Genomic DNA, 22,324 nt, shown 5'->3' with positions numbered 1-22,324 from the left:
ACAACATGAATACGTATTCATAGCGACCGCTTTGCACTGAACTGGGGCTACCGCAGCTGGTTTTGAACTGATTTAGTGCATTTGTTCGATTTTTACTCGTTGATTTGTCGTGATTTTTGCATCCCCACCCAGCTGATACCTCCGGAAGACTGTGTTTTTACTGATTTTTTAGGGCTTTGGCACTGCATACGTATGCAGTGCATTTCTTTCCACGGCCACCCTGTTTATGCTTGGCTCAGACCAATATTTTAGCTGGCTGCCAGCAAGCTGCCTAAGCGGCAACAGGTGCACTATGGAATTACAACAACGTTTGGCCGAACTGGCCGGGGTTCAGGATCACTACATCAATGCCCACGGCCAACCCGAAACCATTGCTCCGGATTGTGTTGCCGGGGTATTGACGGCCATGGGGTTTGATTTAAGCAGTGAGCAGCGGATAGCCCAGCAAATCCGGCAGCTGGAAACCGAGCACTGGCAACACTACCTGGCACCGGTGACGGTGGTGCAGCAGGATCAGCCTTTATCCATCCGGCTGCAGCAGCCTAAAGCCAGCGCCCACAGCCAGTGGCGCTGGCAAATTGATACCGAGCATGGCCAGCAGCTGCAGGGCGAGCTGGCGCTGCATTTGGGAGACATCGTTGAGCAAGCCGAGTTGGCCGATGAGGTTTGGCTGGCGTTTCAGCTGACCATAGCGGCCAGTCTGGAAACCGGTTACCACCAATTGACCTTAACCGCCGGCGAAATTCAGCTGACACAACGGCTGATTATCACCCCAGCCCGCTGCTTTCAGTTGCAGGACAAAGCGGTGTTTCGTAAAACCGCCGGCCCGGCCATTCAATTGTATGCGCTCAATACCGAGCACAACTGGGGCATCGGTGATTTTGGCGACTTAATCCGGCTGGCGCCGATGCTGGCGGCTGCCGGCTGTGACTTTATTGGCTTAAACCCTTTGCATGCGCTTTATCCGGCCTTGCCGCAAGATTGCAGTCCCTACAGCCCGAACAGCCGTTTGTGGCTGAACAGCCTCTATGCCGACTTAACGCTGGAGCCGGAGTATCAGGCTGAAGCGGTGCAGCAGGCAGTGCAAAGCACTGATTTCAAACAACAGCTGCAGCAGTGTCGTCAGGCCGCCGATGTTGATTACACCACCGTCAGCCGGCTGAAACAGCGGATAACCGGCCTGATGTTTGCGCATTTTCAGCAGCAGGAGCTGCAAGCCGGGACTTCCCGCGCCAAAGCCTTTCAGCGCTTTGTGGAAGACGGTGGTGATAGTCTTTACCAGTTGGTGGTCTACAAGGTGTTGCAGCAGCAGATGTTCGCCAAAGACTGGCAAATGGCCAGTTGGCAGCAGTTCCCGGCCGAGTTCCGGCAGCCTCAGAGCCCGGCGGTACAGAGCTTTGCCGTGCAGCATCAGGACGCGATCCAGCAGCAGTTGTATGCGCAGTGGCTGGCGTACCGCCAACTGGCTGCCGCCCAGCAAGCCTGCCTGCAGGCTGGCATGGCCATTGGTTTGTACCGCGATCTGGCGGTGGGGACCAACCGCAGCAGCGCCGAAACCTGGGCCGAGCCGGAGAATTACTTTTTGCAGCTGAGCGTAGGCGCTCCGGCCGATATCATGGCGCCCAAAGGTCAGGATTGGGGTTTGCCGCCATACAACCCTGCGGCCTTAAAAGCCAAGGCTTATCAGCCCTTTATTGATTTGCTGCAAGCCAATATGCAGCATGCCGGTGCTTTGCGCATCGATCACGTGATGGCGCTGTTGCGGCTTTGGTGCACCCCTGTCGGTAAAAGTGCGACCGAGGGGGCTTACGTCCGTTTCCCGGCCGACGATTTGTTCGCCATTTTAGCGCTGGAAAGCCAGCGCAATCACTGCGTGGTGATTGGTGAAGACTTGGGCACTGTGCCAGCCGAGATCAGCCGTTTGCTGGAGCAGTACCAGGTGCTGTCGTACCGGGTGTTTTTGCTGGAGCAAAAAGACAGCAGTTACCAGCACAGCGATGCGACCTACCCGGAGCGGTCGATGGCGACGGTCACCACCCACGATATGCCCACCATGGTCGGCTACTGGCAGGAACACGACTTGGCGCTGCGCCACCGGCTGGATTTGTACCCCAGCGCCGAGGTGGCTGCACAGTTGCATCAGCTGCGCGAGCAGGAAAAACAGATCCTGCGGCAGCGGTTTGAGCTGGTGGGCGACGATTACAGCGCCTTGATTCAGCACAGTCACCGTTTTGTCGCGGCGACGCCGGCCAAACTGATGGCCTTTCAGCTGGAAGACCTGGTGCTGGTGGATACCCCGGTCAATGTGCCGGGGACCAGCACCGAGTACCCGAACTGGCAACGCCGTTTGCCACAGCCGGCCGAGCAACTGCTAAAGCGGGCTGATGTACAGCAACTGCTGGCTGAGATTAAGGCGGCTCGGGGGAATTAACGCCGTTTAGCTTTGCAAGGGTATCCAAACGAAGCTGTTCAAGCTCTTGCAGGCTATAACGCTGATAATGCGAACACATGTCCTGTTTAAGCATCTTACCCAAAGGGTTGTAAAACCAGTGATACCAGCGCAGATCGCCGGCTTGGCTTTTCCCAAGGCAAGCTAAAAGTTGCGTGGCATAGTCATTGGCGGTGGCTTGTGGTAACAAAAAAGGTTTTAACAGCCACATGGTCAGCTGCTCAGAAAAGCTGGTTCCCAGATCTTTGAAAGGTGCTGCCAGCATCTCATCTATATAACTGCTGCTAAAGACCCACTCACCGGCAATTGCACGTTTCAGGCTTAGCTCTTCAGCACTAAAAGGGGCATGCCAGCTTGCTGGTGCCAAGGCTATTGGGTGGTCAGGTTCTAACGGTGCCAGCAGCATCTGACTGAAAGCGAAATGCCTTTGCAAAGCGGCTCGACTGATCATGCTGCCCAGTAAATGATGGTTCTGGCGAATCACCATGCGCCAAAACTGCAGATCGTTTTGGAGTAACTGCTGTGCGGTTATGACATCGCCTGCCTGTACTTTTAACCAAATCTGCATCATGTACAGGCGCTGGGCGTGCATCACAGGCTGGTACCATGGAATTTGTGACTGATGGCTAAGCGGAGTTTCTTGCCAGTAGCGAAACTGTAGCAGTTGTCGGTAGAACTCCAGCAAAGCCTGGTGCTCTGCGAGCAGTGCGACTAAATCAGCGCTGGCTGCAGTCAGCTTGTCATGACAATTGGCGCGGTCGCATGCCATAAACAGCGCCCTCAGCTCATCCGATACTGGCAACAGAGCTGGATCGCTGTGTTCCTGCAGATAGTGATAACCATTGAGCTCATCAGCAATGGATGCATCATAATGTAAAAAGCTTTGCAGCAATAGAGCATCGCCTGAAGGTGTTTGATCTTGCCAGTTGATGGCCAGCAAGAGCGCATACAGACTGAGTACTAACAGCAAGATGCCGAGGATCAGCCATAACAAAGCTTTGGTTAGTTTGCGCAGCAACAGCATTTATTTACCTGAAATACATCTTTAAAACATTAACATAGCAGCCTACGGCTTTTAGTAAGGTGAAGCAAATAAAAAAACCAGCCTCATCAGGGGCTGGTTTTTGTTGAGCTAGCTATCCGCTTAGTCGGTTTTGCGCGGCTCGGCGTTTTTAACAAATTCATCCAGCCAGTTCACCGTTTCCCACAGCATGTGCAGTACCGACTCGCGGGCGCGGTAGCCGTGCGACTCCAGTGGGAGCATCACCAGCCGGGTGGTGCCGCCGTTGCCTTTAATGGCCTGGTACAAGCGCTCGCTTTGCATCGGGAAGGTACCGGAATTGTTGTCTTCGGCGCCATGGATCAGTAGCAGCGGTGTTTTGATGTTGTGCGCATGGAAGAACGGCGACATCCGGATGTAGAGATCGGTATCGTCCCACAGAGTGCGTTGTTCGCGCTGAAAGCCAAAAGGCGTCAGACTGCGGTTGTAAGCACCACTGCGGGCAATGCCGGCGCGGAACAGGTCGGAATGCGCCAGTACATTGGCCGTCATAAAAGCCCCGTAGGAGTGGCCGCCGAGGGCTACCCGCTCCGGATCGGTCACGCCACGGCTCACGCCGGCTTCAATCGCCGCTTTGGAGTTCATGATCAGCTGCTCGATAAAGCTGTCGTTCGGTTCTTTCTCGCCTTCGCCCACGATGGGCATGGTGGCGCTGTCCAGCACCGCATAGCCTTGGGTTGCCAAAAACTGTGGGTTCCAGTAGCTGATACGATTAAAGCGATAGGGGGAGCCACTGACCTGACCGGCAGCTGCACTGCTGCGAAATTCGCGCGGGTAAGCCCAGACAATGGTTGGCAGTGGACCATCGCGTTCTTTGTCATAACCAGCCGGTAACAGCAAGGTGGCAGACATCGGCACACCATCTTCGCGTTGGTAATGGATCATCTCCCGGCTGATACCAAGCGTATGCGGCATTGGGTGCGGCGTTTGGGTTACAGCGGTCAGGGCACCGCTTTGAAAATCGCGCAGGTAAAAATCCGGCGGCGTGTCGATGCTTTCCCGTTGGGTCAGCAAACGGCCATCGGCCCGCAGCGTGATGGGGTACTCGTAATAAGGTGCTTCCGAGCGCCAAAGCCGCTCGGTTTCACCACTGTGCAGCTGCATCCGATCGATGAAAGGGCGATCACCCTCGTCAGAAGCTCCGGCACCGGTGAGCAAGATGGCACCATCATCCAGCCGCAGTACCCGGTTGCCATTGGCATCCAGGCGCGTTAGTGGCGTGCCCGGATCGCCGTAGCGGTCTTCATAAGAGCGCTGCCACAGCAGTTTGGGTTCGGCATCGGTCAGCAACCAGAGCTTTTCCTGCCGTTCCTGCCACCAGCGCTCCCACACCAGGCTGGTGCCATCTTCCGCGCTCAGCATGCTGGCAAAACGGTACTGCATATCGAGCAAAGGTGTCGGCTCGGCCGTAAAAGGCGCAGCCAGCTGCAGCAGTTGATCTCGTGTGTCCGCGGCCTGGCGTGGATCGCCACCGTCCTGAGCCTGGGCCCAAACCAAAGTAGCGGGCTGATCGCTGCGCCACTGAATGGCGCGGCGGCTGTCGACCACGGCATCAAAGGCAATCGGCAGATTGTCGACCAGTGGCTGCTGTTCCACGGTGTAGAGCAATTCACCACGGCGGTTCAGTACTTCACTGGTGCGGCCAAAACGAAACATCGGCACCGCATAGGAATACGGCTCGGTTAAGCGAGTGGTCAGCAGATGCTGATTGTCCGGTGCCAGCGAAAAGCCTAAGTAAGGCTTGGCCTCAGTAATGACCTGAATGCGGTTGTTCAGACCAATCCGCACCAGTTGGCTGGCCATGTAATGATTGAACAAGGCTTCATCGTGGCTGTTTTGCAGCAAGTCCTGATAGGTGCGGGCCGGCGCCGTGCGGCCACGTACTTCGGTCACGACCGGGCCTGCCGGCACGCGCGGCGCGGCTGGCTCTGCACCACGTTTTGGGTCAACTGCCAGCAGATACACAGCCTGGCTATCAGCAGTCCATTGCAGCTCGCCACCGCGGATGGCGTTGACTTTGACTTTGGACCAGCGCTCCGCGCGACCGCGTTCAACATCGACCCGCCACAGGGCGGTGTGATCCTGCTCCAGTTGCAGCAAGGCCAGATAGCGGCTATCCGGTGACCAGGTCGCCGACAGCACCCGCAAATTGCGCGGCAGGCCACGAATGGCTTTGCTTTGTTGGTTATCCAGCTCAATCAGCTGCAAACCAGACAGGTAGCGCGGCTGCGAAGGCCCCTGATTGCGTGGATTAAAGCGCATACCGGCCAGCCGGTATTCCGGCTCGGCCAGATCGGCCAAGGATGGCAGTGCCGGGCGCTCCAGTGACAACAACCAGCGACCATTCGGGCTTAAGCTGGCTGCCGGTGGTGGCGGCGCATCGACAATGGCGGTGATTTCGGCGGCGGGTTCCATAAAGCCGATATCAACGGCTTCGGCCCAAAGCGGCTGGCTGAAGGCGGTGAGCAGCCCCAGCAAAAAAAGAGAGAGAGTTTTCATCCGGCATCCCTGAGCATTTTAATGCCTTTTTGTAACAAAAAAAAACCGCAGTGGCGAGCCCATGGCGTTGATTGGAGCGGAATTCAGGATAAATCGAACTAAGCCAACCCGACTAGTTGTGAATAGTTGTGTATAACGTTAAGTTTTTGTTCATTTTCGACCGGTTAGGATGCCGTTGTTCCAACCCAACCAAGAATGAAAAATGCCGACGATATCGCCGGCATTTTTTTTCACTGCAGAGTGGCTTACCAGATTTTCACCCGCACCGCTTCCTCGCGGTACATACCATCGCCTGGCTGCACATCAAAGGCCTGATAAAACTCCGGCATATTGGACAGTGGTCCCAGTACCCGGTATTTGCCCGGTGAGTGGGGCCCGGTGATCACTTGCTGACGCAGGGCTTCATCACGGAACTTAATACGCCAGATCTGGCCCCAGCCAATAAAGAAACGCTGCGAGCCGGTAAAGCCATCAATCACCGGGGCTGGTTGGCCCTGCAGTGAGTTTTGGTAAGCGCGGTAACCAACGGTTAAGCCACCCAGATCGGCGATGTTTTCACCCAGCCCCAGTGCTCCTTGCAGATGCAAATCGTCAATCGGGTTAAAGGCATTGAACTGATCAATCATCAGCTGCGCCCGTTCGCGGAACTGACGCTCATCTTCTTCAGTCCACCAGTCACGCAGGTTGCCCTCGCCATCGGAGCGGCGGCCCTGATCATCAAAGCCGTGGGTAATTTCGTGGCCAATGACGGCACCAATGGCACCATAGTTCAGCGCATCGTCGGCGATCACATCAAAGAATGGCGGCTGCAAAATGGCGGCCGGAAAGACGATTTCATTCATGGTCGAACTGTAGTAAGCGTTGACGGTTTGCGGTGTCATGCCCCACTCGTCCCGGTTGACCGGCTGGCCTAAGCGACCAATCATCCGCTCGTACTCGCACTGGGCGCTGCGCCGGGCGTTGCCCAGCAGATCATTGGCGGCAATGGTGACGCAATCGTAATCGCGCCAGACATCCGGGTAGCCAATTTTGGTATTAAAGCTGGCCAGCTTGGCCTGAGCTTCCGCCTTGGTGGCATCGCTCATCCACTCCAGTTCATCGATGGCCTGGCTGAACGCCACCATAAAGTTTTGCACCATTTCATCCATTCGCGCCTTGGCTTCGGGTTGAAAGTGACGCTCGACGTACTTTTGACCCACCAAAAAGCCCAGCATTTGCTCGGTGGTCTGGACGGCACGTTTTTCCCGGCTGCGCTGCTCTTGCTGGCCACTCAAGACCCGGCCAAAAAAGTCGAAGCTGGCGTCATCAAAGGCCGATGGCAGCATGGAGGCACTGCTTCGCAGCAAGTGAAACCGCAGGTAATCCTGCCATTCACTCAGCGGGATCTGCTGCTGCAAAGCCGCGAAATCGGTGAAGTAGCTGGGCTGGCGGATCACCAGTGCATCGATGTCTGCCAATTGCGCCGCCGTGAGCATGCTGGCCCAGTCAAAGCCGGGGGCGCTTTCGGCCAGCTCTGCCGGGGTCATTTTGTTGTAGGTGGCATTGCGATCGCGGTTTTGGATGCGGCTCCACTGCGCTTCGGCCAATTGCCGCTCAATCGCCAGGATGGTTTCAGCCGCCTGCTCGCCCTGCTCCCAACCCGCCAGCTGCCAGAAGCGCTGGATCAGGTTTTGGTATTCCTGCAAAATTTGCAGCGAGCGCTCATCATCTTTTAAGTAATAGTCGCGATCCGGCATGCCTAAACCGGACTGGGTGGCAGCGGTGATGTATTGATCGGATTGACGTTGATCCTGGCCGACAAAGAGCACCATCGGCACGCCACTGCGAATGTGCTGCCATTCCCCCCAAAGTTTGGCCAGATCAGCATGGCTTTGCAGGGCACTGATACGATCCAGTTCTGGCTGCAACGGCATCAAGCCCAGAGACTCAATGGTTTCTGTATCCAGAAATGAACGAAACAGATCGGCAATTTTTTGTGCATCGCTGTTTTGGGCGTGTTGCCCTTCGGCCAGTTCCAGAATGATGTCCAGCACATGCTGCTCGGCCACTTCACGCAGCTCGTCAAAACTGCCCCAGCGCGCCCGGTCGGCTGGGATTTCAGTGCGCTCCAGCCAGTTGCCGTTGACGAAGCGGAAGAAGTTCTGCTGCGGCGCAACACTGGTGTCCATGTTGTGCAGCTCAATGCCGGAGCTCAGGGTTGGGGCTTGCTGTTGCTGGCTTGGGCTCTGATTCACCGGCGCTTCGCCGCTGCAGCCAGTCAGGGCCAGGCTGACAGCCAGAGCGACCGTGCTTAGAAGGGACTTGGTCATAATGGATTCCTGTGGTTGTGATTCGTTTGTTGTTGTATTGAGTTCGGTCAGTTGCATGGCAACGCAACCTTCAGTGTATAAAGTTCAGGCCCCATGTAAAGGGCAACGCGATTTATGCCGATGCCGACGCGGTTAAATGCAGCTGGTGGCTAAAAGGCTTGTCTTCAGCGGCATTTTTCGTCAGGATCAGCAGCAATTTTTGCCTTAAACCGGAGCCTTCGCATGGAAACTGTTTGGATCTCACTGGCCGGTGTGCCCTATTTTGCGGTGTATTTTGCCTTGGCAGCCTTGTTGCTGCTCTGCTTTGCTCGTATTTACAGCTGGGTCACGCCCCATCATGAGTTTGATTTGATTCGGGCCGACAACAGTGCGGCAGCGGTGGCTTTTGGTGGTGCCTTGATTGGTTTTTCCATCCCGTTGTCCAGTGCCATCACCCATTCCATGTCGTTATTGGACTGCGCCATCTGGGGTGCGGTTGCGCTCTTGGTACAGGTGCTGACCTTCTTTGTGGTGAAGCTGACCCTGAAGCAGCTGCCCAATCGTATTCGACAGGGGGAGTTGGCGGCTGGCATTTTTTCAGCAGCCTGTTCCATCGCTGTTGGCATCTTGAACGCAGCCAGCATGAGTTACTAAGGAGGCGCCATGAAACGCAGTAAAAAAGCCGCTTTAATCCTGATGGCCCCGGCCGCTACCTTGCTGTTGGCTGGCTGTGGTGAACAAGAGCAGGAAGTGCATGTGTTCCATGATGTGGATGAATGCGCCGCCTTTTATCATCCACCGGCAGCGTGTCAGGCCGAGTTTGAGCAGGCGCAGGCCATGCATACTCAGATGGCACCACGTTATCAGAATCAATTGGAGTGCGAGGCCGATTTTGGGGCTGGCCAGTGTGAGACCGCGCCCGAGCGTCATCAAAGCGGCAGCTTCTTTATGCCAATGATGATGGGCTATATGGCGGGCCAGATGCTCAACCGCGGCAATCTGGCTGGCGGGCAGGCACAGCCCACGCAGCAAGCTGCTGGCGGCAGCCGTCCGGCGGTGCCGACTCAGCCTTTGTACAAGTCGCGCGATGATCGCTCCACCTTTCGAACGGCCAGCAACCAGGCGGTAGCCAGTCAGCCGGGGGTGGCTCGAGTCCGACCTTCGGCGGTGCAGCCGCAACGGGCACAATTGGTGCGCCGCGGTGGTTTTGGCCAGCAGGCAGCAGCGCGGCAAGAAGCGATGCGCCGCGATGCCCGTCGTCAGCGCAGTTACGGCAGCTAACATGAAGCGTGTGCACAGTACCCCGCGCCCGGGCTGGCAAGCCTATGCCGAAAGCCTGGGTTTTCAGTTTCACACCATTGATGGTGAGCCCTATTGGGATGAAAGCGCCTACTACCAGTTCAGTCTGCGCCAGATTGAGCAGGATCTGGAGGATGTGACCGAACAGCTGCATGCGATGGCGCTGGACTTGATCCCGGATATTCTGGCCGATGAACAAAAGCTGGATCAGCTGGCTATTCCAGCAGACTACCGCGATGCCCTGGCCGAATCCTGGCGGCGCGGTGATCCGCATCTCTATGGCCGGATGGATCTGGTGTACGACGGCAGCGGCCCGGCCAAACTGCTGGAGCTGAACTACGATACCCCGACCTCCTTGTACGAAACCGGCTTTTTTCAGTGGGTCTGGCTGGAAGACCAATTGATGCGGGGTGAACTGCCGGCGGGCGCTGATCAGTTCAATTCACTGCAGGATAAACTGGAGCAGGCCTTTGCCAACCTGGCGCTGCCACAGCCGTTTCATTTTACCAGCGTGCGCGAAAGCATCGAAGACAAAGGCACTGTTGATTACCTGCTGGATATCGCCACCCAAAGTGGCGTCGATGGCCGCTACATCGCGCTGGAAGACATCGGTAGCCTGGATGGTCAGTACTACGATCTGCAAGGCGAGCCCATTACCGGCTTGTTTAAGCTCTACCCCTGGGAGTTTCTGCTGGAAGAAGCCTTTGCTGAGCAGGTAAAAACCTCCCAGACCCTCTGGCTGGAGCCGCTGTGGAAATTGTTGTTATCGAATAAAGGCATTTTGCCGCTGCTGTGGCAAAAGCACCCCGGCCATCCGAACTTACTGGAAAGCCACTTTGATAACGGCAGTGCGCTGGACAAAGGCTGGCTGCGCAAGCCGCTGTTCTCGCGCGAAGGGGCTAATATTGAGCTGGTCACTGCCGATGGCAAGCGCTTAAGCGAATCCGGCCCTTATCAGGACGCCCCCTTTATTCGCCAACGGCTGCAGCCATTACCGATCTTTGACGGCAACTACAGCTTAATCGGCAGCTGGGTGGTGGGTGACAGCGCCGCCGGCATTGGCATTCGTGAGGACAACAGCCTGATCACCAAAGACAGCTCGCGGTTTTTGCCGCATATTATTTTGGATTGATGGAGCTCTGCAGCCTTTGATATATACCCAAGTGACCTCAAGATGCAGGCTTCAGCGGGAGATAAAAGCGCTTTAGGCAAGGCAGTTGTTGGAAGCTTTGGTGGTTCCAAATCGACAACAGCTAACGCGGCATAAAGCGCTTTTAGCCCCGCCCTGCGGGAGCCTCTGGGCGCTTCCACTGCGGTGTTACCCTGGCTAGCAAGGTGGTCGACATTGCGTCGCCAGTGTGCCTTACATTGAAAGCGGGTATAGGGATATACCGTTTCGCGAACCTGAGGATGGAAAGCGCCCAAAGGCTCTGAAACTCGCATCTTGAGGTCACTTGGGTATACATTCAAGCCAGCATGACGCTGGCTTGATTGTTTAGAGCGGTGCTGTGGCTATCAGGCGACTACCGCCAAGCGGCAAGGCTCAGCCCCATTGAGTACCAAAATCTCCGCTTTGCGAAAGAAGTTAAACTCGGTGGCTGAAGCCCAGGTGTAGGCGCCCATCATGCGGCCAATCACCAGATCACCCACTGCCAGCCGCGGTAGCTGGATGTTTTCGCGGATCACATCGATGCTGTCGCAGGTGGGGCCAGCCAGCACGCTGTTAACGGTTGGGCCTTCATTGTACGGCACCGCCAATGGGTAGATTGTGTGATCAAAAATCTGGCCCGAGTAAGCCCCATAAACCCCATCATCCAGATAATACCAGCATTGATCGCCTCGCTCGGCCACACCCATCACCGAAGCGACCGACGTCATCGCCGGTGCACTGATAAAGCGACCTGGCTCGGCCATCAACCGCACCGCAGCCGGGAATTTGGCCAGCGCCTGGCGAATGGGCGCACAATACTGCTCAATCGGGCTCACCTGATCCAGGTACGACACCGGGAAGCCGCCACCGATATCCAGCCAGTGCAGTGGCAAGCCAGCAGCTTCAGCCTGTTGAAACACTTGCAGGCATTGTTCAATGGCTGCAACATGGCGCTTGGGTGATACCGCCTGCGAGCCAACATGAAACGACAGCCCCATCACATTCAGGCCCAGCGCCTTGGCTTGTTGCAATAAGCCCAGCGCTTGCTCTGGCCGGCAGCCGAATTTTTTCGACAAATCCACCTTGGTATCCGGGTTCGGGAAGCTCAATCGCAGCAGCAACTGGGTCTGGTCGGCATAAGGCACAAATTTGGCCAGCTCCACCGGGTTGTCGACCACAAAAACCGTGCAGCCAAACTCCAGCGCATAGCGAATATCGCTGTCGCGCTTGATCGGGTGGCTGTGAATGCAATGCTGTGGGTTGACGCCTTGCTCACGGACCAGGTCGACTTCGCCATTGGTGGCCAGATCGAAACGGCCGCCTTCTTGTTGCAAAATCGCCACCACCGCCGGGTGTGGCAGCGGTTTTAACGCATAGTGCAGCTCGACGCCAGGCAGGGCTGCAGTTAAAGCGCGGTATTGTTGGCGGACGGCGTCGCCATCCAGCACCAACAGCGGAGAGCCATGGCGGGCGACCAGATCACGGTAATCGACAGGTGTGTGGGTGTTGTGCTGCATGTTTGACCTCATTCGTATCCGGGTCAAAAGACAAGATCAGGGCAGGCTGATCGGTGCTTGGGTGCTCAGGTTTTGAGCTGCGCGCGCATTATGAAGCAAAAGAATGAAAATGCAATCTTTTTAGATAAAAATCCACGGCAAATGTAAGAAGTGAACAGGTGCGCTGGTAAGATTCTGATTTATATCAACTTTCATTTATGATTTCAGTTTGGATGAATATTTGTTGATTATTTATCCTGTTTTTCCGTATAATTATTCTTCTCTGATTCATCCGGCTGTCATGATGTTTTCATACAGTGGTGTTGCATCAGCCTGGGTGTTCAACCGATGAAGGATTTTGCCAAGGTGCGTACTACTGAACTTGTCGCTGGTTTTCGCCAGTCTGCTCCTTACGTCAATGCTCACCGTGGCAAAACCTTTGTGGTGATGCTGGGGGGCGAAGCCATTGCTCAGCCGGGATTTCGCAGCATTATCAATGACATTGCGCTGCTAAACAGCCTGGGTATCAAAATGGTACTGGTGTATGGTGCCAGGCCGCAAATCAATCAGGCACTGCAGCAGGCTGGTTTGGACGCCAGCTACCACAAGCGGGTGCGGATTACCGATGACGATACCTTTCAGCTGATCAAGCAAGTGGCCGGTGCGCTGCAGCTGGATATCACCGCCCGGCTGTCGATGAGTTTGAGCAATACGCCAATGCAGGGCGCACAAATCAACGTGGTCAGTGGCAACTTTGTCATTGCTCAGCCGCTGGGCGTGGATGAAGGCATTGATTATTGCCACAGCGGCCGGGTGCGGCGTATCGATGTGCAGGGCATTCGCCGTCAGCTCGATAGCAATGGCATGGTGTTGATGGGACCGATCGCGGCTTCCGTCACAGGCGAGAGCTTCAACCTGACGGCCGAAGAGATCGCCACCCAGGTTGCCATTAAGCTCAAAGCGGACAAAATGATAGGTTTTAGTGCCGATGGCGGCATTTTGGCCGAAGATGGCCAGATTATTCCTGAGCTTTTGCCAAAAGATGCTGAGCAGATCATGCAGCGGTTGGAACAGGAAGACTGCTGCTGCGCGGCCAGTCTGGCGTTTTTGCATGCCGCCATCAGTGCCTGCCGGGCCGGTGTGCCCCGTTGCCATTTGATCAGCCATACAGCCGATGGTGCCTTGCTGCAGGAACTGTTCTCCCGCGATGGCATTGGTACCCAAATGGTCAATGAGTCGGCGGAAAAGCTGCGCCCGGCCACCATTGCCGACATTGGTGGCATTCTGGATTTGATCCGGCCACTGGAGCAGCAGGGCTTGCTGGTACGGCGCTCGCGTGAGCAGCTCGAAATGGAAATCGACCACTTTGTGCTGATTGAAAGAGAAGGTCTGGTGATTGGCTGTGCGGCGCTCTACCCCTTCGCCGATGAGCTGGTCGGCGAATTCGCCTGCGTGGCGGTGCACCCGGATTACCGCGATGCTGACAGGGGCAGTGTCTTGCTGAAATACGTGATTCAGCGCGCTAAACAGCAGCGTTATCATACCCTGTTCGCACTGACCACCCGCAGCATTCACTGGTTTCTGGAGCATGGTTTTGAGCTGGCGACGGTGGATGATCTGCCGGCGCAAAAGAAGCAGCTGTACAATTACCAGCGCAAATCAAAAATTTTGGCGCTGGCACTAAGCAGTGCTCTTTCCAGTTCATTATGACCGGTTCAGCGAGTGCCAGGGCTTTCAAGGCAAGGCAGCTCGTTGAAGGCATAGTGGTGCTCTGTCGAAACGAGCTAACGCCGCATTGGAAGTCCTGGCGCTCGCCCGTAGGGTCGGTTTAAAACACCCTCAGACGTTGTTGCTTGTTTTTGATTTAGCACCACTAGACCTGCAAACAAGCGCCTAGCCTGAGGGTGTTTTAATTCCGACTGAATCCGTCATAATGAACTGGAAAGAGCACTAGCCGTCAAACGCCTTGCTATCCTTACTAAAAAAGGAGGTGGCTGTGCGTTTGCTGAAATGGTTATTGCTGCTAGCTCTGGTGTTGGTGCTGGTGTTTTTCTGGCCACGCAGCGAGATCCCACAGAGCTTGTTTGAACCCCACCCGGTGCTGGCGATCCCCCCAGAGCGTGCCGGCAGCTTGCTGGCGGTGACTGATTTTATTGCTCGCACCGAACGGCCAGCTGATCTTTATCCTTACCCTGTCCCGCTGGGCGATGTCGGCCCGTCCACCCCGCTTTTTTCTGGCCCCAAGCAATACCCCTTTTACTGCGGCTGGCACCGCATGGGCATTGAGCCACCGCTGGTTGACAACGAGCAGGGCTATGGCGTGGCGATTTATGCCGACGATGATACCTTGCTCGGTTACAGCAAGGACTGCCTGCACCCCAGCCGTTTGCTCTGGTACCGGCTGGGCGTTGATGGCAGCGTCCTGCCGTATCAGGGCGGTGATTTGGCCGCTGGTGAGCTGCTGCTGCGGGTTGAGCTCGGCACCATACAGCGCTATTTCTACCTGGTGGTGATGCCAGTGACGGCAAAGGAGTACCCGCTGCGCACCGGCCAAAGCCAGTGGAATCAAAAGCTGATTTACCAGTTTCATGGTGGGGTGGGTATTGGTTTTCGTCAGGGTGACCTGCGGATTGAACGCATGGTGCAGCGCCGCTCGGCGCAGCTTCGTCAGGGCTATGCGGTGATTAGTAGCAGCGCCAATCGCACCAGTCACAGCTACCATTTTCTGCGGGCCGAAGAAGTGGCTCGTCAGCTGAAGCAGCACTTTATCAGTCTCTACGGCGAGCCGGAAATGACCATTGGCATTGGCGGTTCTGGTGGGGGTATTGCGCAATACCTGCTGGCACAAAATACCCCGGGCCTGCTGGATGCAGCTATCGCCCAGTACAGCTATCCGGATATGCTAAGCCAGGTGATCTACGCGCTCGATTGCGACTTGCTGCACAACTACTACTACTTTACCGCCGAAGACAAGGCCTTCTGGCAACCCTGGCAACACCGGCAGTGGCTGGAAGGTTTGAGCACGGTACCGGATCAGCAGGTACGGCATCGCAATGCCATCAGCGCAGCCCAATTGCTGGCTGGCCTGAAGCCAACCCCGATGCAAGGGGCCACGCAGTGCATCAATGCCTGGTTTGGTTTGTCGTCGGTGGTGCACAACCCGAGGCAGGGGCGCTTGCGACCTTTCGTGGCTCCGGAGTTGCTGCAACAGCAGCATTGGAGCTACTGGGAAGATCTGGTTGATATTTATGGCCGCGATGAACACGGCTTTGCCCACAGCTTATGGGACAATGTTGGCGTACCCTATGGCTTGCTGGCACTTCGTGCCGGTCAGATCAGCCCGGAGCAGTTTATTGCACTAAATGCCCGCATTGGCAGCTGGCTGCCGCAGCACCGGATGCAAGCGGAGCGCGGCCGCTTTATTCCTCGACTGGATACGCCGATTTGGCTCAGTGCCTTTGGTCGTCACAACATGACGGAGCCCAGGGTTACTGACAGCGGTCTGGCGGTGGCACCGCGTTACCGGGCCAACAGGGAGGCGATTGAGCGGGCCTATCGCTATGGTCAGCTTTTTATTGGTGAGCTGGCTATTCCGGTGGTGGATTTGCGCCATTACCTGGATCCGGTGCTGGATATGCATCATCTGCAACCTTCGTTTATGGCGCGCGAGCGGCTGCAACAGCGCGGCAATGATCATTGGCAGCGGATCTGGGTCAGCCACCCCGATTACACGCCTGAGCGGGAAGCCTTTGCGGCGGTGGTGGACTGGGTTCGCCATGGTGAAGCACCGGCTTCGGTGTCGGATCGCTGCTTTGCCGGGGATGGCAAGGTGTTGGCACAGGGCGATGATGTCTGGGCTTCGGCCGGTGCATGCCAGCAGATTTACCCGGCTCTTAGCAACAGCCGCCAGCAAGCCGGGGCGCCAAGCCATGGCCTACTGCTGCAATGTGCCTTGATCCCGGTGCAGCAGGCGATAGCGCGTGGTGATTTTGGCAGGGTGGACATGACGCCCTGGCTGGCTGAACTGAAGCAAATTTTCCCGGATGGGCTCTGCGATTACCAGCAGCCGGATTTGGGGTATCCGCCGGACTGGCATGACGAAGGCATCAGCAGCCCGATTGAGCCCTGGCTTCACTGACCGACAGCAGCACCAGATCGTCGCGGTGAATCACCTCTTCACGCGGGCAATAGCCCAGGGTGGCGGTGATTTGCTGACTGTGCAGGCCTTTAATCCGTGCCAATTCAGAGGCCGGGTACTGGCAGATGCCTTTGGCAAAGGGCTGACCAGCCGGGTCGCACACCAATACCGCCTCGCCTTTATCAAAGTCTCCGGTCACGGCGGTTATCCCTTTGGCCAGCAAGGAAGCGCCCTGTTGCTGCAGCGCTGTCACCGCACCAGCGTCCAGCTGGATCTGGCCCTGACTTGTTAAACCATGCAGCAACCAGTGTTTCTTGGCACTGAGCCGTTCCTGCTGGCGCTGAAACAAGGTGCCAGCCGTTTTGCCTTCGAGCAGAGCTTCAAAGACAGCGGCTTTCTGGCCATTGACGATCAGGGTATCAATGCCTTGCTGCGCCGCTTTTTGCGCCGCCTGCAGCTTGGTCACCATGCCGCCGGTGCCGACACTGTGATGGCTGCCACCGGCCATGGCGAAAATCTCCGGCGTAATACGCTCTACCTCGGCAATAAACTGCGCCGCTGGATTGCTGCGTGGGTTGGCGCTGTAGAGGCCATCAATGTCGGAGCAAATAATTAGCACATCGGCATCGACAGCAGTGGCCACCAGCGCGGCCAGGTTGTCGTTATCGCCCAGTTTTAACTCGGCGGTGGCGACACTGTCGTTTTCATTGATAATCGGCAGCACCTGATGCGCCAACAGGGTGCGTAGCGTATTTTCAATGTTCAGGTAGCGACGGCGGTTGTGAAAATCGTCGTGGGTTAATAGCAGCTGACCACAGTGGCAATCGAGCAGGTTTTGCCACAGCTGCATCATCTGGTACTGGCCCACCGAGGCCATGGCTTGTTTCACCGGAATAGGCAACGGCTGATGGGAAAACGCAATGGCGCTGCGCCCGGCCGCCACACTGCCGGATGAAACCAGCACCACTTCGATGCCTCTGGTTCGGCACTCGCTGATAAAGCGCGCCAGGGTTAGTAAATAGCGAGTCGAGCACCCTTTGCCCTCCGGTGCGATTAACGCACTGCCTACTTTTAACACCAAACGCCGCCAGGTCTGCCCCAACATAGCCATTGCTCATTGTTGAAATTGTGCTCTGATTATAATTTTGGATGGCCATATGTCTATTTATTTTGGTGGCCCGATGAAAAAATAGTTCAGCCATAGTTCAGCTTGTGGGATTATGCTGTTCATTATAAGTCAAAGGAGTTTAAGTAGATGAAGTCAAAGCTTGTAATGATTGGCGTATTGGCTGGCAGCGTCTCGATGGGCGGCCTGGTGGGTTGTGCCAGTACCGACAACCAAAATACCGCCCGTGGCGCTGCCATTGGTGCTGTGGCTGGCGCGATTGCCGGCAAGGCCACCGCCAACCGCAGCAACAAACGGATGGTGATTGGTGCAGCTGTTGGTGCCCTGGCCGGTGCGGCTGTGGGCAGCTACATGGACAACCAGGAAAAAGCGCTGCGCGAAGAGTTAAGTGGTACTGGCGTCCAGGTGCATCGTGAAGGCGACAACTTGCGGTTGGAAATCCCTTCTCAGTTGACCTTTGCCATTAACCGGGCGGATATCCAGCCCCAGCTGTATCCGGTGCTGAACGACATTGCCCGGGTACTCAGCAATTACGATAAAACCATGCTGATTATCTCCGGCCATACCGACGATACCGGGCCGTACGATTTCAACATGCGTTTATCCTTGCAGCGGGCGGAAAGTGTCAGCAGTTATCTGGCGGCGCAGGGTGTGTTGCCCATCCGGATGGAAACCCAGGGTTTTGGTCCGACCTACCCGATGGTACCCAATACCTCGGAAGCCAACCGGGCACTGAACCGCCGGGTGGAAATTCATATCGAGCCGGTGACCGAAGGCTAATGCCTGAACCACAAAAAAACCTGCCGCGGCAGGTTTTTTTGTGGGGCGACTGGGGTCGAACCCCTTACTTTTGCCCGGCAAAAGCCTTTTGTACAAAGTTGGGCAATGCCATCGCTGCTTTGTGAATGTCGACATTGTAGTAGTCGGTATTCAGCTCGGCTGCAGCCGCATCGGCTTCGCGGAAGCCGTCAAACCCTTCGCCTTTCCGTGCCAGGGTGCAGGTCCACCAGCCGGATGGGTAAATCATCTGCGGGAAATTCAGCGTCTGCAGTGCTGCAAAGCCGGCATCCAGCATGGCCTGGCGCATATCGGTCAACAGCTGCAGGTGAATCAGAGGCGACTCGCTCTGTTGCACCAGAATACCGCCCGGGCGCAGTGCATTCAGACAGCTTTGGTAAAAGGCGCGGTTAAACAAGCCTTCACCCGGCCCGACCGGATCGGTCGAGTCGACAATGACCACATCAATCGATTCTGCTGCAGCTTCGCGCATAAATTTAATGCCATCGTCAAATAAGATGGTGGCACGCGGGTCATTGTTGGAAGCACAAAGCTCGGGAAAGTGCTTCTCGGCCATCCGGGTGACCTGCTCGTCGATGTCGATTTGGTGCACGCTTTCCACGCCCGGATGCTTTAACACTTCGCGCAGGGTGCCGCAGTCGCCACCGCCGATGATTACCACATTTTTTGGGCTTGGGTGGGTGAACAGTGCCGGGTGGCTCATCATTTCGTGGTAGAGGAAATTCTCACGGGTGCTGACCATGGTGCAGCCGTCAATCACCATCAATTTGCCAAAGTGGGTGGTGTCATAAATTTCAATGTGCTGGAACGGCGATTGCACTTCATCCAGCTTGGCGGTAATGGCCAGGCCAAAGGCACTGCCACTGGGCTCAAAGACTTCGGTAAACCATTGTTGTGTATCCAGACCAGACATTGTCGTCCCCTTTGTTTGTTCCCATCCTGAGCTCAGGCTCGCGATTGGGCAGTGGTGTATCGGCTGCATTGCATTTTAGGGCCGTTATTTTGCCTGCATTGCGCCTTTCAGACAAATTTTTGATCGCATTTTGCTGCAACTGGCCGTGATAGCGCTTAAAATAGAACTATTGCCGCGAATACTGTGCCATACAGCATTCGCTTTCTTTTTTCTGCTGTGATGACAGGATAAGGATCCACCATGATTGACTGGGGTACCGAAAAAGCACGTTCCATCTACAATGTCGCTACCTGGAGTGAAGGGTACTTTGACATCAACTCCAAAGGAGAGTTGGTGGCCTACCCCGATCAGGATCATTGCAAGCCTGGTATTCACTTTCCGGAGCTGGTGCAGCGCTTCAAAGATGAAGGCCTGACCTTGCCGGTGCTGGTGCGCTTTACCGATATTTTGCAGCACCGTATCGATTCCCTTATCACCGCTTTTCAAAAGGCCAAGCAGGAAAAAGAGTACCTGGGTCAGTACACCGCTGTTTATCCGATCAAGGTGAACCAGCAGTACTCGGTGGTGAAGAAACTGCTCAGTCACGACAGTGGCACCGTGGGGCTGGAGGCCGGCAGTAAACCAGAGCTGATGGCCATTCTTGGGGTGTCCGACAAGCCTCTGAGCATTGTCTGCAATGGCTACAAAGACAGTGAGTTTCTGCGGTTGGCGACCATTGGCCAGATGATGGGTCATAAGGTCTACATCGTGGTGGAAAAGCTGTCGGAGCTAAAAACCCTGCTGCGTGAAATCGACCAGCTGGGCGCAGCGCCTTACATTGGCATTCGCATCAAGCTGAACTCCATTGGCAAAGGCAAGTGGCAAAACACCGGTGGCGAGAAAGGCAAATTTGGCCTCACCGCTACCCAGGTGCTGCAGGCCATTGAGGTGCTCAAAGAAGCTGGCAAGCTCGACTTGCTGCAGTTGGTGCATTTTCATATCGGCTCGCAAATTGCCAACATTCGCGATATCCACAATGCCATTCGTGAGTGTGCCCGCCACTACGCCGAGCTGCGCACCTTGGGGGTGCCGATTGATACCGTCGATGTGGGCGGTGGCCTGGGGGTGGATTACGAAGGCTCGCGCTCACGCTCGACCTGCTCGATGAACTACACCATGCACGAGTATGCCCGCAATGTGGTCAATGGGTTAAAAGAAGTTTGCGATGAGTACGACTTGCCGCATCCAAACATTATTTCCGAATCCGGCCGGGCGATGACCGCGCACCATGCGGTGCTGGTGACCGATGCCATTGATATTGAGCGGGCGCCGGGGCTGAAGTACCTGCCGGAGCCGGGTGAGGATGCGCCATCGGTGGTGCTGGGGCTGTGGGATGCCTACACCAATGTCACGCCACGCACAGCGGTCGAGGCTTATCACGATGCGGTGCATTATTTCAGCGATGCCCATACCCAGTATGTGCATGGCTTGCTCAGTCTGCAGGACTGGTCCTTGCTGGAGCAAATTTACTTTGCCACCATCAACCGGGTACGGGATAACCTGGATTTAAGTTCGCGCTCGCACCGCGCCATTCACGACGAGTTGAATGAAAAGCTGGCCGACAAGCTGTTTGTCAACTTCTCGCTGTTTCAATCGATGCCCGATGCCTGGGGCATTGATCAGCTGTTTCCGGTGATGCCGCTGGAGCGGATGCACGAGCCGCTGGATCACCGCTGCATCATTCAGGACATCACCTGCGACTCCGACGGCATGCTCAAAAGCTACGCCGATGGCAATGGCATCGAAAGCAGCTTGCCGATGCCGGTGTACAAAGAGGACGAGCAGTACCTGCTGGGCATGTTTATGGTGGGTGCCTACCAGGAAATCCTGGGCGATTTGCACAACCTGTTTGGTGATACCGACTCTGTGCATGTGGAGCTGACCGACGATGGCGGTTACAAATTGACCAACGCCATCAAGGGCGATACCGTGGCTGATGTGCTGCGCTATGTGCACTTTGATGCCAACAAGCTGATCCAGTCGTACAGCGATCAGCTGGAAACGCTGGACATCCCAGCAGAGCAGCGTGCCGCGCTGTTGGAAGAGCTGAAAGCCGGTGTCAATGGATACACCTACTTTGAAGATTAAGGTACACTAAGCACTGATCCGATCAGTGTCGGTTGGCCGGTTGCATCGAGCGCTGTGCCAACCGACTGCACGTAAAGGTGAATCATGCTGTACTTTTTACCAAAGGCGGTGCGTGGCGTGCTGGCTTTGTTGCTTTATGCCATCAATACCCTGTTCTGGTTTTTGCCGCTGATGCTGTTGGCGGTGTTAAAACTGCTGCCGCTCAAGCGCTGGCAGGCCTGGCTGACCTATCTGCTGGATGCCATTGCAGTGGCCTGGATCAGCATGAACAATGTCACTACCCGCCTGTTTACCCGCATTGACTGGCAGGTGGAAGGGCTGGAGGCACTGTCGCGCAAAGACTGGTACTTGCTGTTGGCCAACCATCAATCCTGGGCCGATATTCTGGTGCTGCAGAACCTGTTTAATCGCCGTATTCCTTTTCTGAAGTTTTTCCTGAAAAAAGAGCTGCTGTACGTGCCCTTTATGGGGCTGGCCTGGTGGGCGCTGGATTTCCCTTTTATGAAGCGCTACAGCAAGGCCGAGTTGGCAAGAAAACCAGAGCTGCAGGGCAAAGACATCGAAACCACCCGCAAGGCCTGCGCTAAATTCCGCTTTAAGCCGGTGACGGTGATGAACTTTGTCGAAGGCACCCGCTTTACCAAGGGGAAACACGACAAACAGCAATCGCCCTATCAGCATTTGCTGAAGCCTAAAGCCGGTGGCGTGGCTTTTGTGCTGGGCGCTATGGGCCAGCAACTGCATAAAATTCTTGATGTCACCATTCATTACCCGGAGCGGATCCCGACTTTCTGGGATTACATTTCCGGCGCCGTTCATGCTATAAGGGTGCAGGTACGGGTATTGCCCATTACCGAGCAGCTGCTCGGAGACTATCAGGACCCCGCGTTTCGCGCTTCTTTTCAGCAATGGGTCAATGAACTCTGGCAGTACAAAGATCAGCAATTGCAGCAAATGGCCGCAAAGCAGGAGCCCTGAGTC

Annotated in this window: 15 protein-coding genes; 9 read left to right on the top strand and 6 right to left on the bottom strand. The window is 55.8% G+C overall.

The annotated features are described in order from the left end of the window. Nucleotides 1-292: 292 nt before the first annotated feature. The gene (gene malQ / locus Q3O59_RS13975) at nt 293-2,431 is read left to right on the top strand and encodes a 4-alpha-glucanotransferase (protein WP_305946171.1); all 2,139 of its coding nucleotides are present in this window, start codon (nt 293-295) and stop codon (nt 2,429-2,431) included. Here malQ and Q3O59_RS13970 read toward each other — a convergent pair. The 3 genes from Q3O59_RS13970 to Q3O59_RS13960 all read right to left on the bottom strand — a co-directional run bounded on the left by Q3O59_RS13970 (nt 2,409) and on the right by Q3O59_RS13960 (nt 8,317). Then, on the bottom strand, nt 2,409-3,473 hold the full coding sequence (locus Q3O59_RS13970) for a hypothetical protein (protein WP_305946170.1): 1,065 nt from the start codon (nt 3,471-3,473) through the stop codon (nt 2,409-2,411). The genes malQ and Q3O59_RS13970 overlap by 23 nt on opposite strands. Nucleotides 3,474-3,593: 120 nt before the next feature. Further along, nucleotides 3,594-6,008 (bottom strand): alpha/beta hydrolase family protein, encoded by a 2,415-nt coding sequence (locus Q3O59_RS13965; RefSeq protein ID WP_305946169.1) that lies wholly within the window; start codon nt 6,006-6,008, stop codon nt 3,594-3,596. Nucleotides 6,009-6,253: 245 nt separating this feature from the next. Then, nucleotides 6,254-8,317, bottom strand: a complete 2,064-nt coding sequence (locus Q3O59_RS13960; RefSeq protein ID WP_305946168.1) for a M13 family metallopeptidase — start codon at nt 8,315-8,317, stop codon at nt 6,254-6,256. Nucleotides 8,318-8,539: 222 nt separating this feature from the next. Here Q3O59_RS13960 and Q3O59_RS13955 point away from each other — a divergent pair, with 222 nt between their 5' ends. From Q3O59_RS13955 to Q3O59_RS13945, 3 genes are read left to right on the top strand one after another with little or no spacing between them, the layout of a single operon-like run. Beyond that, nucleotides 8,540-8,950, top strand: coding sequence for a DUF350 domain-containing protein (locus Q3O59_RS13955; RefSeq protein ID WP_228592852.1), 411 nt, complete (start codon nt 8,540-8,542; stop codon nt 8,948-8,950). Between the two features lie 9 nt (nt 8,951-8,959). Then, complete coding sequence (locus Q3O59_RS13950; protein WP_305946167.1) at nt 8,960-9,577, top strand: DUF1190 domain-containing protein; 618 nt, start codon at nt 8,960-8,962, stop codon at nt 9,575-9,577. A gap of 1 nt (nt 9,578) precedes the next feature. Further along, nucleotides 9,579-10,727, top strand: coding sequence for a glutathionylspermidine synthase family protein (locus tag Q3O59_RS13945; RefSeq protein ID WP_305946166.1), 1,149 nt, complete (start codon nt 9,579-9,581; stop codon nt 10,725-10,727). A 383-nt stretch (nt 10,728-11,110) separates the two neighbouring features. On the opposite strand, the gene Q3O59_RS13940 is transcribed toward Q3O59_RS13945, so the two are convergent. Next, nucleotides 11,111-12,262, bottom strand: a complete 1,152-nt coding sequence (locus Q3O59_RS13940; protein ID WP_305946165.1) for a type III PLP-dependent enzyme — start codon at nt 12,260-12,262, stop codon at nt 11,111-11,113. Nucleotides 12,263-12,607: 345 nt separating this feature from the next. Here Q3O59_RS13940 and argA point away from each other — a divergent pair, with 345 nt between their 5' ends. Together argA and Q3O59_RS13930 are read left to right on the top strand one after the other, a co-directional pair. Next, nucleotides 12,608-13,951, top strand: a complete 1,344-nt coding sequence (gene argA / locus Q3O59_RS13935; RefSeq protein WP_369812395.1) for an amino-acid N-acetyltransferase — start codon at nt 12,608-12,610, stop codon at nt 13,949-13,951. Between the two features lie 286 nt (nt 13,952-14,237). After that, nucleotides 14,238-16,379, top strand: a complete 2,142-nt coding sequence (locus Q3O59_RS13930; protein WP_305946163.1) for a DUF6351 family protein — start codon at nt 14,238-14,240, stop codon at nt 16,377-16,379. On the opposite strand, the gene proB is transcribed toward Q3O59_RS13930, so the two are convergent. Then, nucleotides 16,348-17,484 (bottom strand): glutamate 5-kinase, encoded by a 1,137-nt coding sequence (proB, locus tag Q3O59_RS13925; RefSeq protein WP_305946162.1) that lies wholly within the window; start codon nt 17,482-17,484, stop codon nt 16,348-16,350. The genes Q3O59_RS13930 and proB overlap by 32 nt on opposite strands. A 150-nt stretch (nt 17,485-17,634) precedes the next feature. Here proB and Q3O59_RS13920 point away from each other — a divergent pair, with 150 nt between their 5' ends. After that, complete coding sequence (locus Q3O59_RS13920; RefSeq protein ID WP_305946161.1) at nt 17,635-18,285, top strand: YiaD family glycine zipper/OmpA-like lipoprotein; 651 nt, start codon at nt 17,635-17,637, stop codon at nt 18,283-18,285. 64 nt (nt 18,286-18,349) lie between these two features. Here the strand turns inward: Q3O59_RS13920 and speE are convergent, their stop codons facing one another. Next, the gene (gene speE, locus Q3O59_RS13915) at nt 18,350-19,216 is read right to left on the bottom strand and encodes a polyamine aminopropyltransferase (protein WP_305946160.1); all 867 of its coding nucleotides are present in this window, start codon (nt 19,214-19,216) and stop codon (nt 18,350-18,352) included. 240 nt (nt 19,217-19,456) lie between these two features. Between speE and speA the strand changes: the two genes are divergently transcribed. Next, nucleotides 19,457-21,343: a biosynthetic arginine decarboxylase gene (gene speA, locus Q3O59_RS13910; RefSeq protein WP_305946159.1), complete on the top strand. Its 1,887-nt coding sequence runs from the start codon at nt 19,457-19,459 to the stop codon at nt 21,341-21,343. An 84-nt stretch (nt 21,344-21,427) separates the two neighbouring features. Continuing rightward, nucleotides 21,428-22,321, top strand: a complete 894-nt coding sequence (yihG, locus tag Q3O59_RS13905; RefSeq protein ID WP_305946158.1) for a 1-acylglycerol-3-phosphate O-acyltransferase, YihG family — start codon at nt 21,428-21,430, stop codon at nt 22,319-22,321. Nucleotides 22,322-22,324 lie beyond the last annotated feature (3 nt).

Source organism: Alkalimonas delamerensis (assembly GCF_030717955.1).
GTDB lineage: Bacteria > Pseudomonadota > Gammaproteobacteria > Enterobacterales > Alteromonadaceae > Alkalimonas > Alkalimonas delamerensis.
Note: the sequence above shows the minus strand (reverse complement) of the source record. Positions and strands in the feature narration are given on the sequence as shown.

Coding starts and splice junctions, on each gene's coding strand:
- speE (WP_305946160.1), bottom strand. CDS start 19,216: ATGTCTGGTCTGGATACACAACAATGGTTTACCGAAGTCTTTGAGCCC.
- Q3O59_RS13920 (WP_305946161.1), top strand. CDS start 17,635: ATGAAGTCAAAGCTTGTAATGATTGGCGTATTGGCTGGCAGCGTCTCG.
- proB (WP_305946162.1), bottom strand. CDS start 17,484: ATGTTGGGGCAGACCTGGCGGCGTTTGGTGTTAAAAGTAGGCAGTGCG.
- Q3O59_RS13970 (WP_305946170.1), bottom strand. CDS start 3,473: ATGCTGTTGCTGCGCAAACTAACCAAAGCTTTGTTATGGCTGATCCTC.
- Q3O59_RS13950 (WP_305946167.1), top strand. CDS start 8,960: ATGAAACGCAGTAAAAAAGCCGCTTTAATCCTGATGGCCCCGGCCGCT.
- Q3O59_RS13940 (WP_305946165.1), bottom strand. CDS start 12,262: ATGCAGCACAACACCCACACACCTGTCGATTACCGTGATCTGGTCGCC.
- Q3O59_RS13945 (WP_305946166.1), top strand. CDS start 9,579: ATGAAGCGTGTGCACAGTACCCCGCGCCCGGGCTGGCAAGCCTATGCC.
- Q3O59_RS13955 (WP_228592852.1), top strand. CDS start 8,540: ATGGAAACTGTTTGGATCTCACTGGCCGGTGTGCCCTATTTTGCGGTG.
- speA (WP_305946159.1), top strand. CDS start 19,457: ATGATTGACTGGGGTACCGAAAAAGCACGTTCCATCTACAATGTCGCT.
- Q3O59_RS13960 (WP_305946168.1), bottom strand. CDS start 8,317: ATGACCAAGTCCCTTCTAAGCACGGTCGCTCTGGCTGTCAGCCTGGCC.
- malQ (WP_305946171.1), top strand. CDS start 293: ATGGAATTACAACAACGTTTGGCCGAACTGGCCGGGGTTCAGGATCAC.
- yihG (WP_305946158.1), top strand. CDS start 21,428: ATGCTGTACTTTTTACCAAAGGCGGTGCGTGGCGTGCTGGCTTTGTTG.
- Q3O59_RS13965 (WP_305946169.1), bottom strand. CDS start 6,008: ATGAAAACTCTCTCTCTTTTTTTGCTGGGGCTGCTCACCGCCTTCAGC.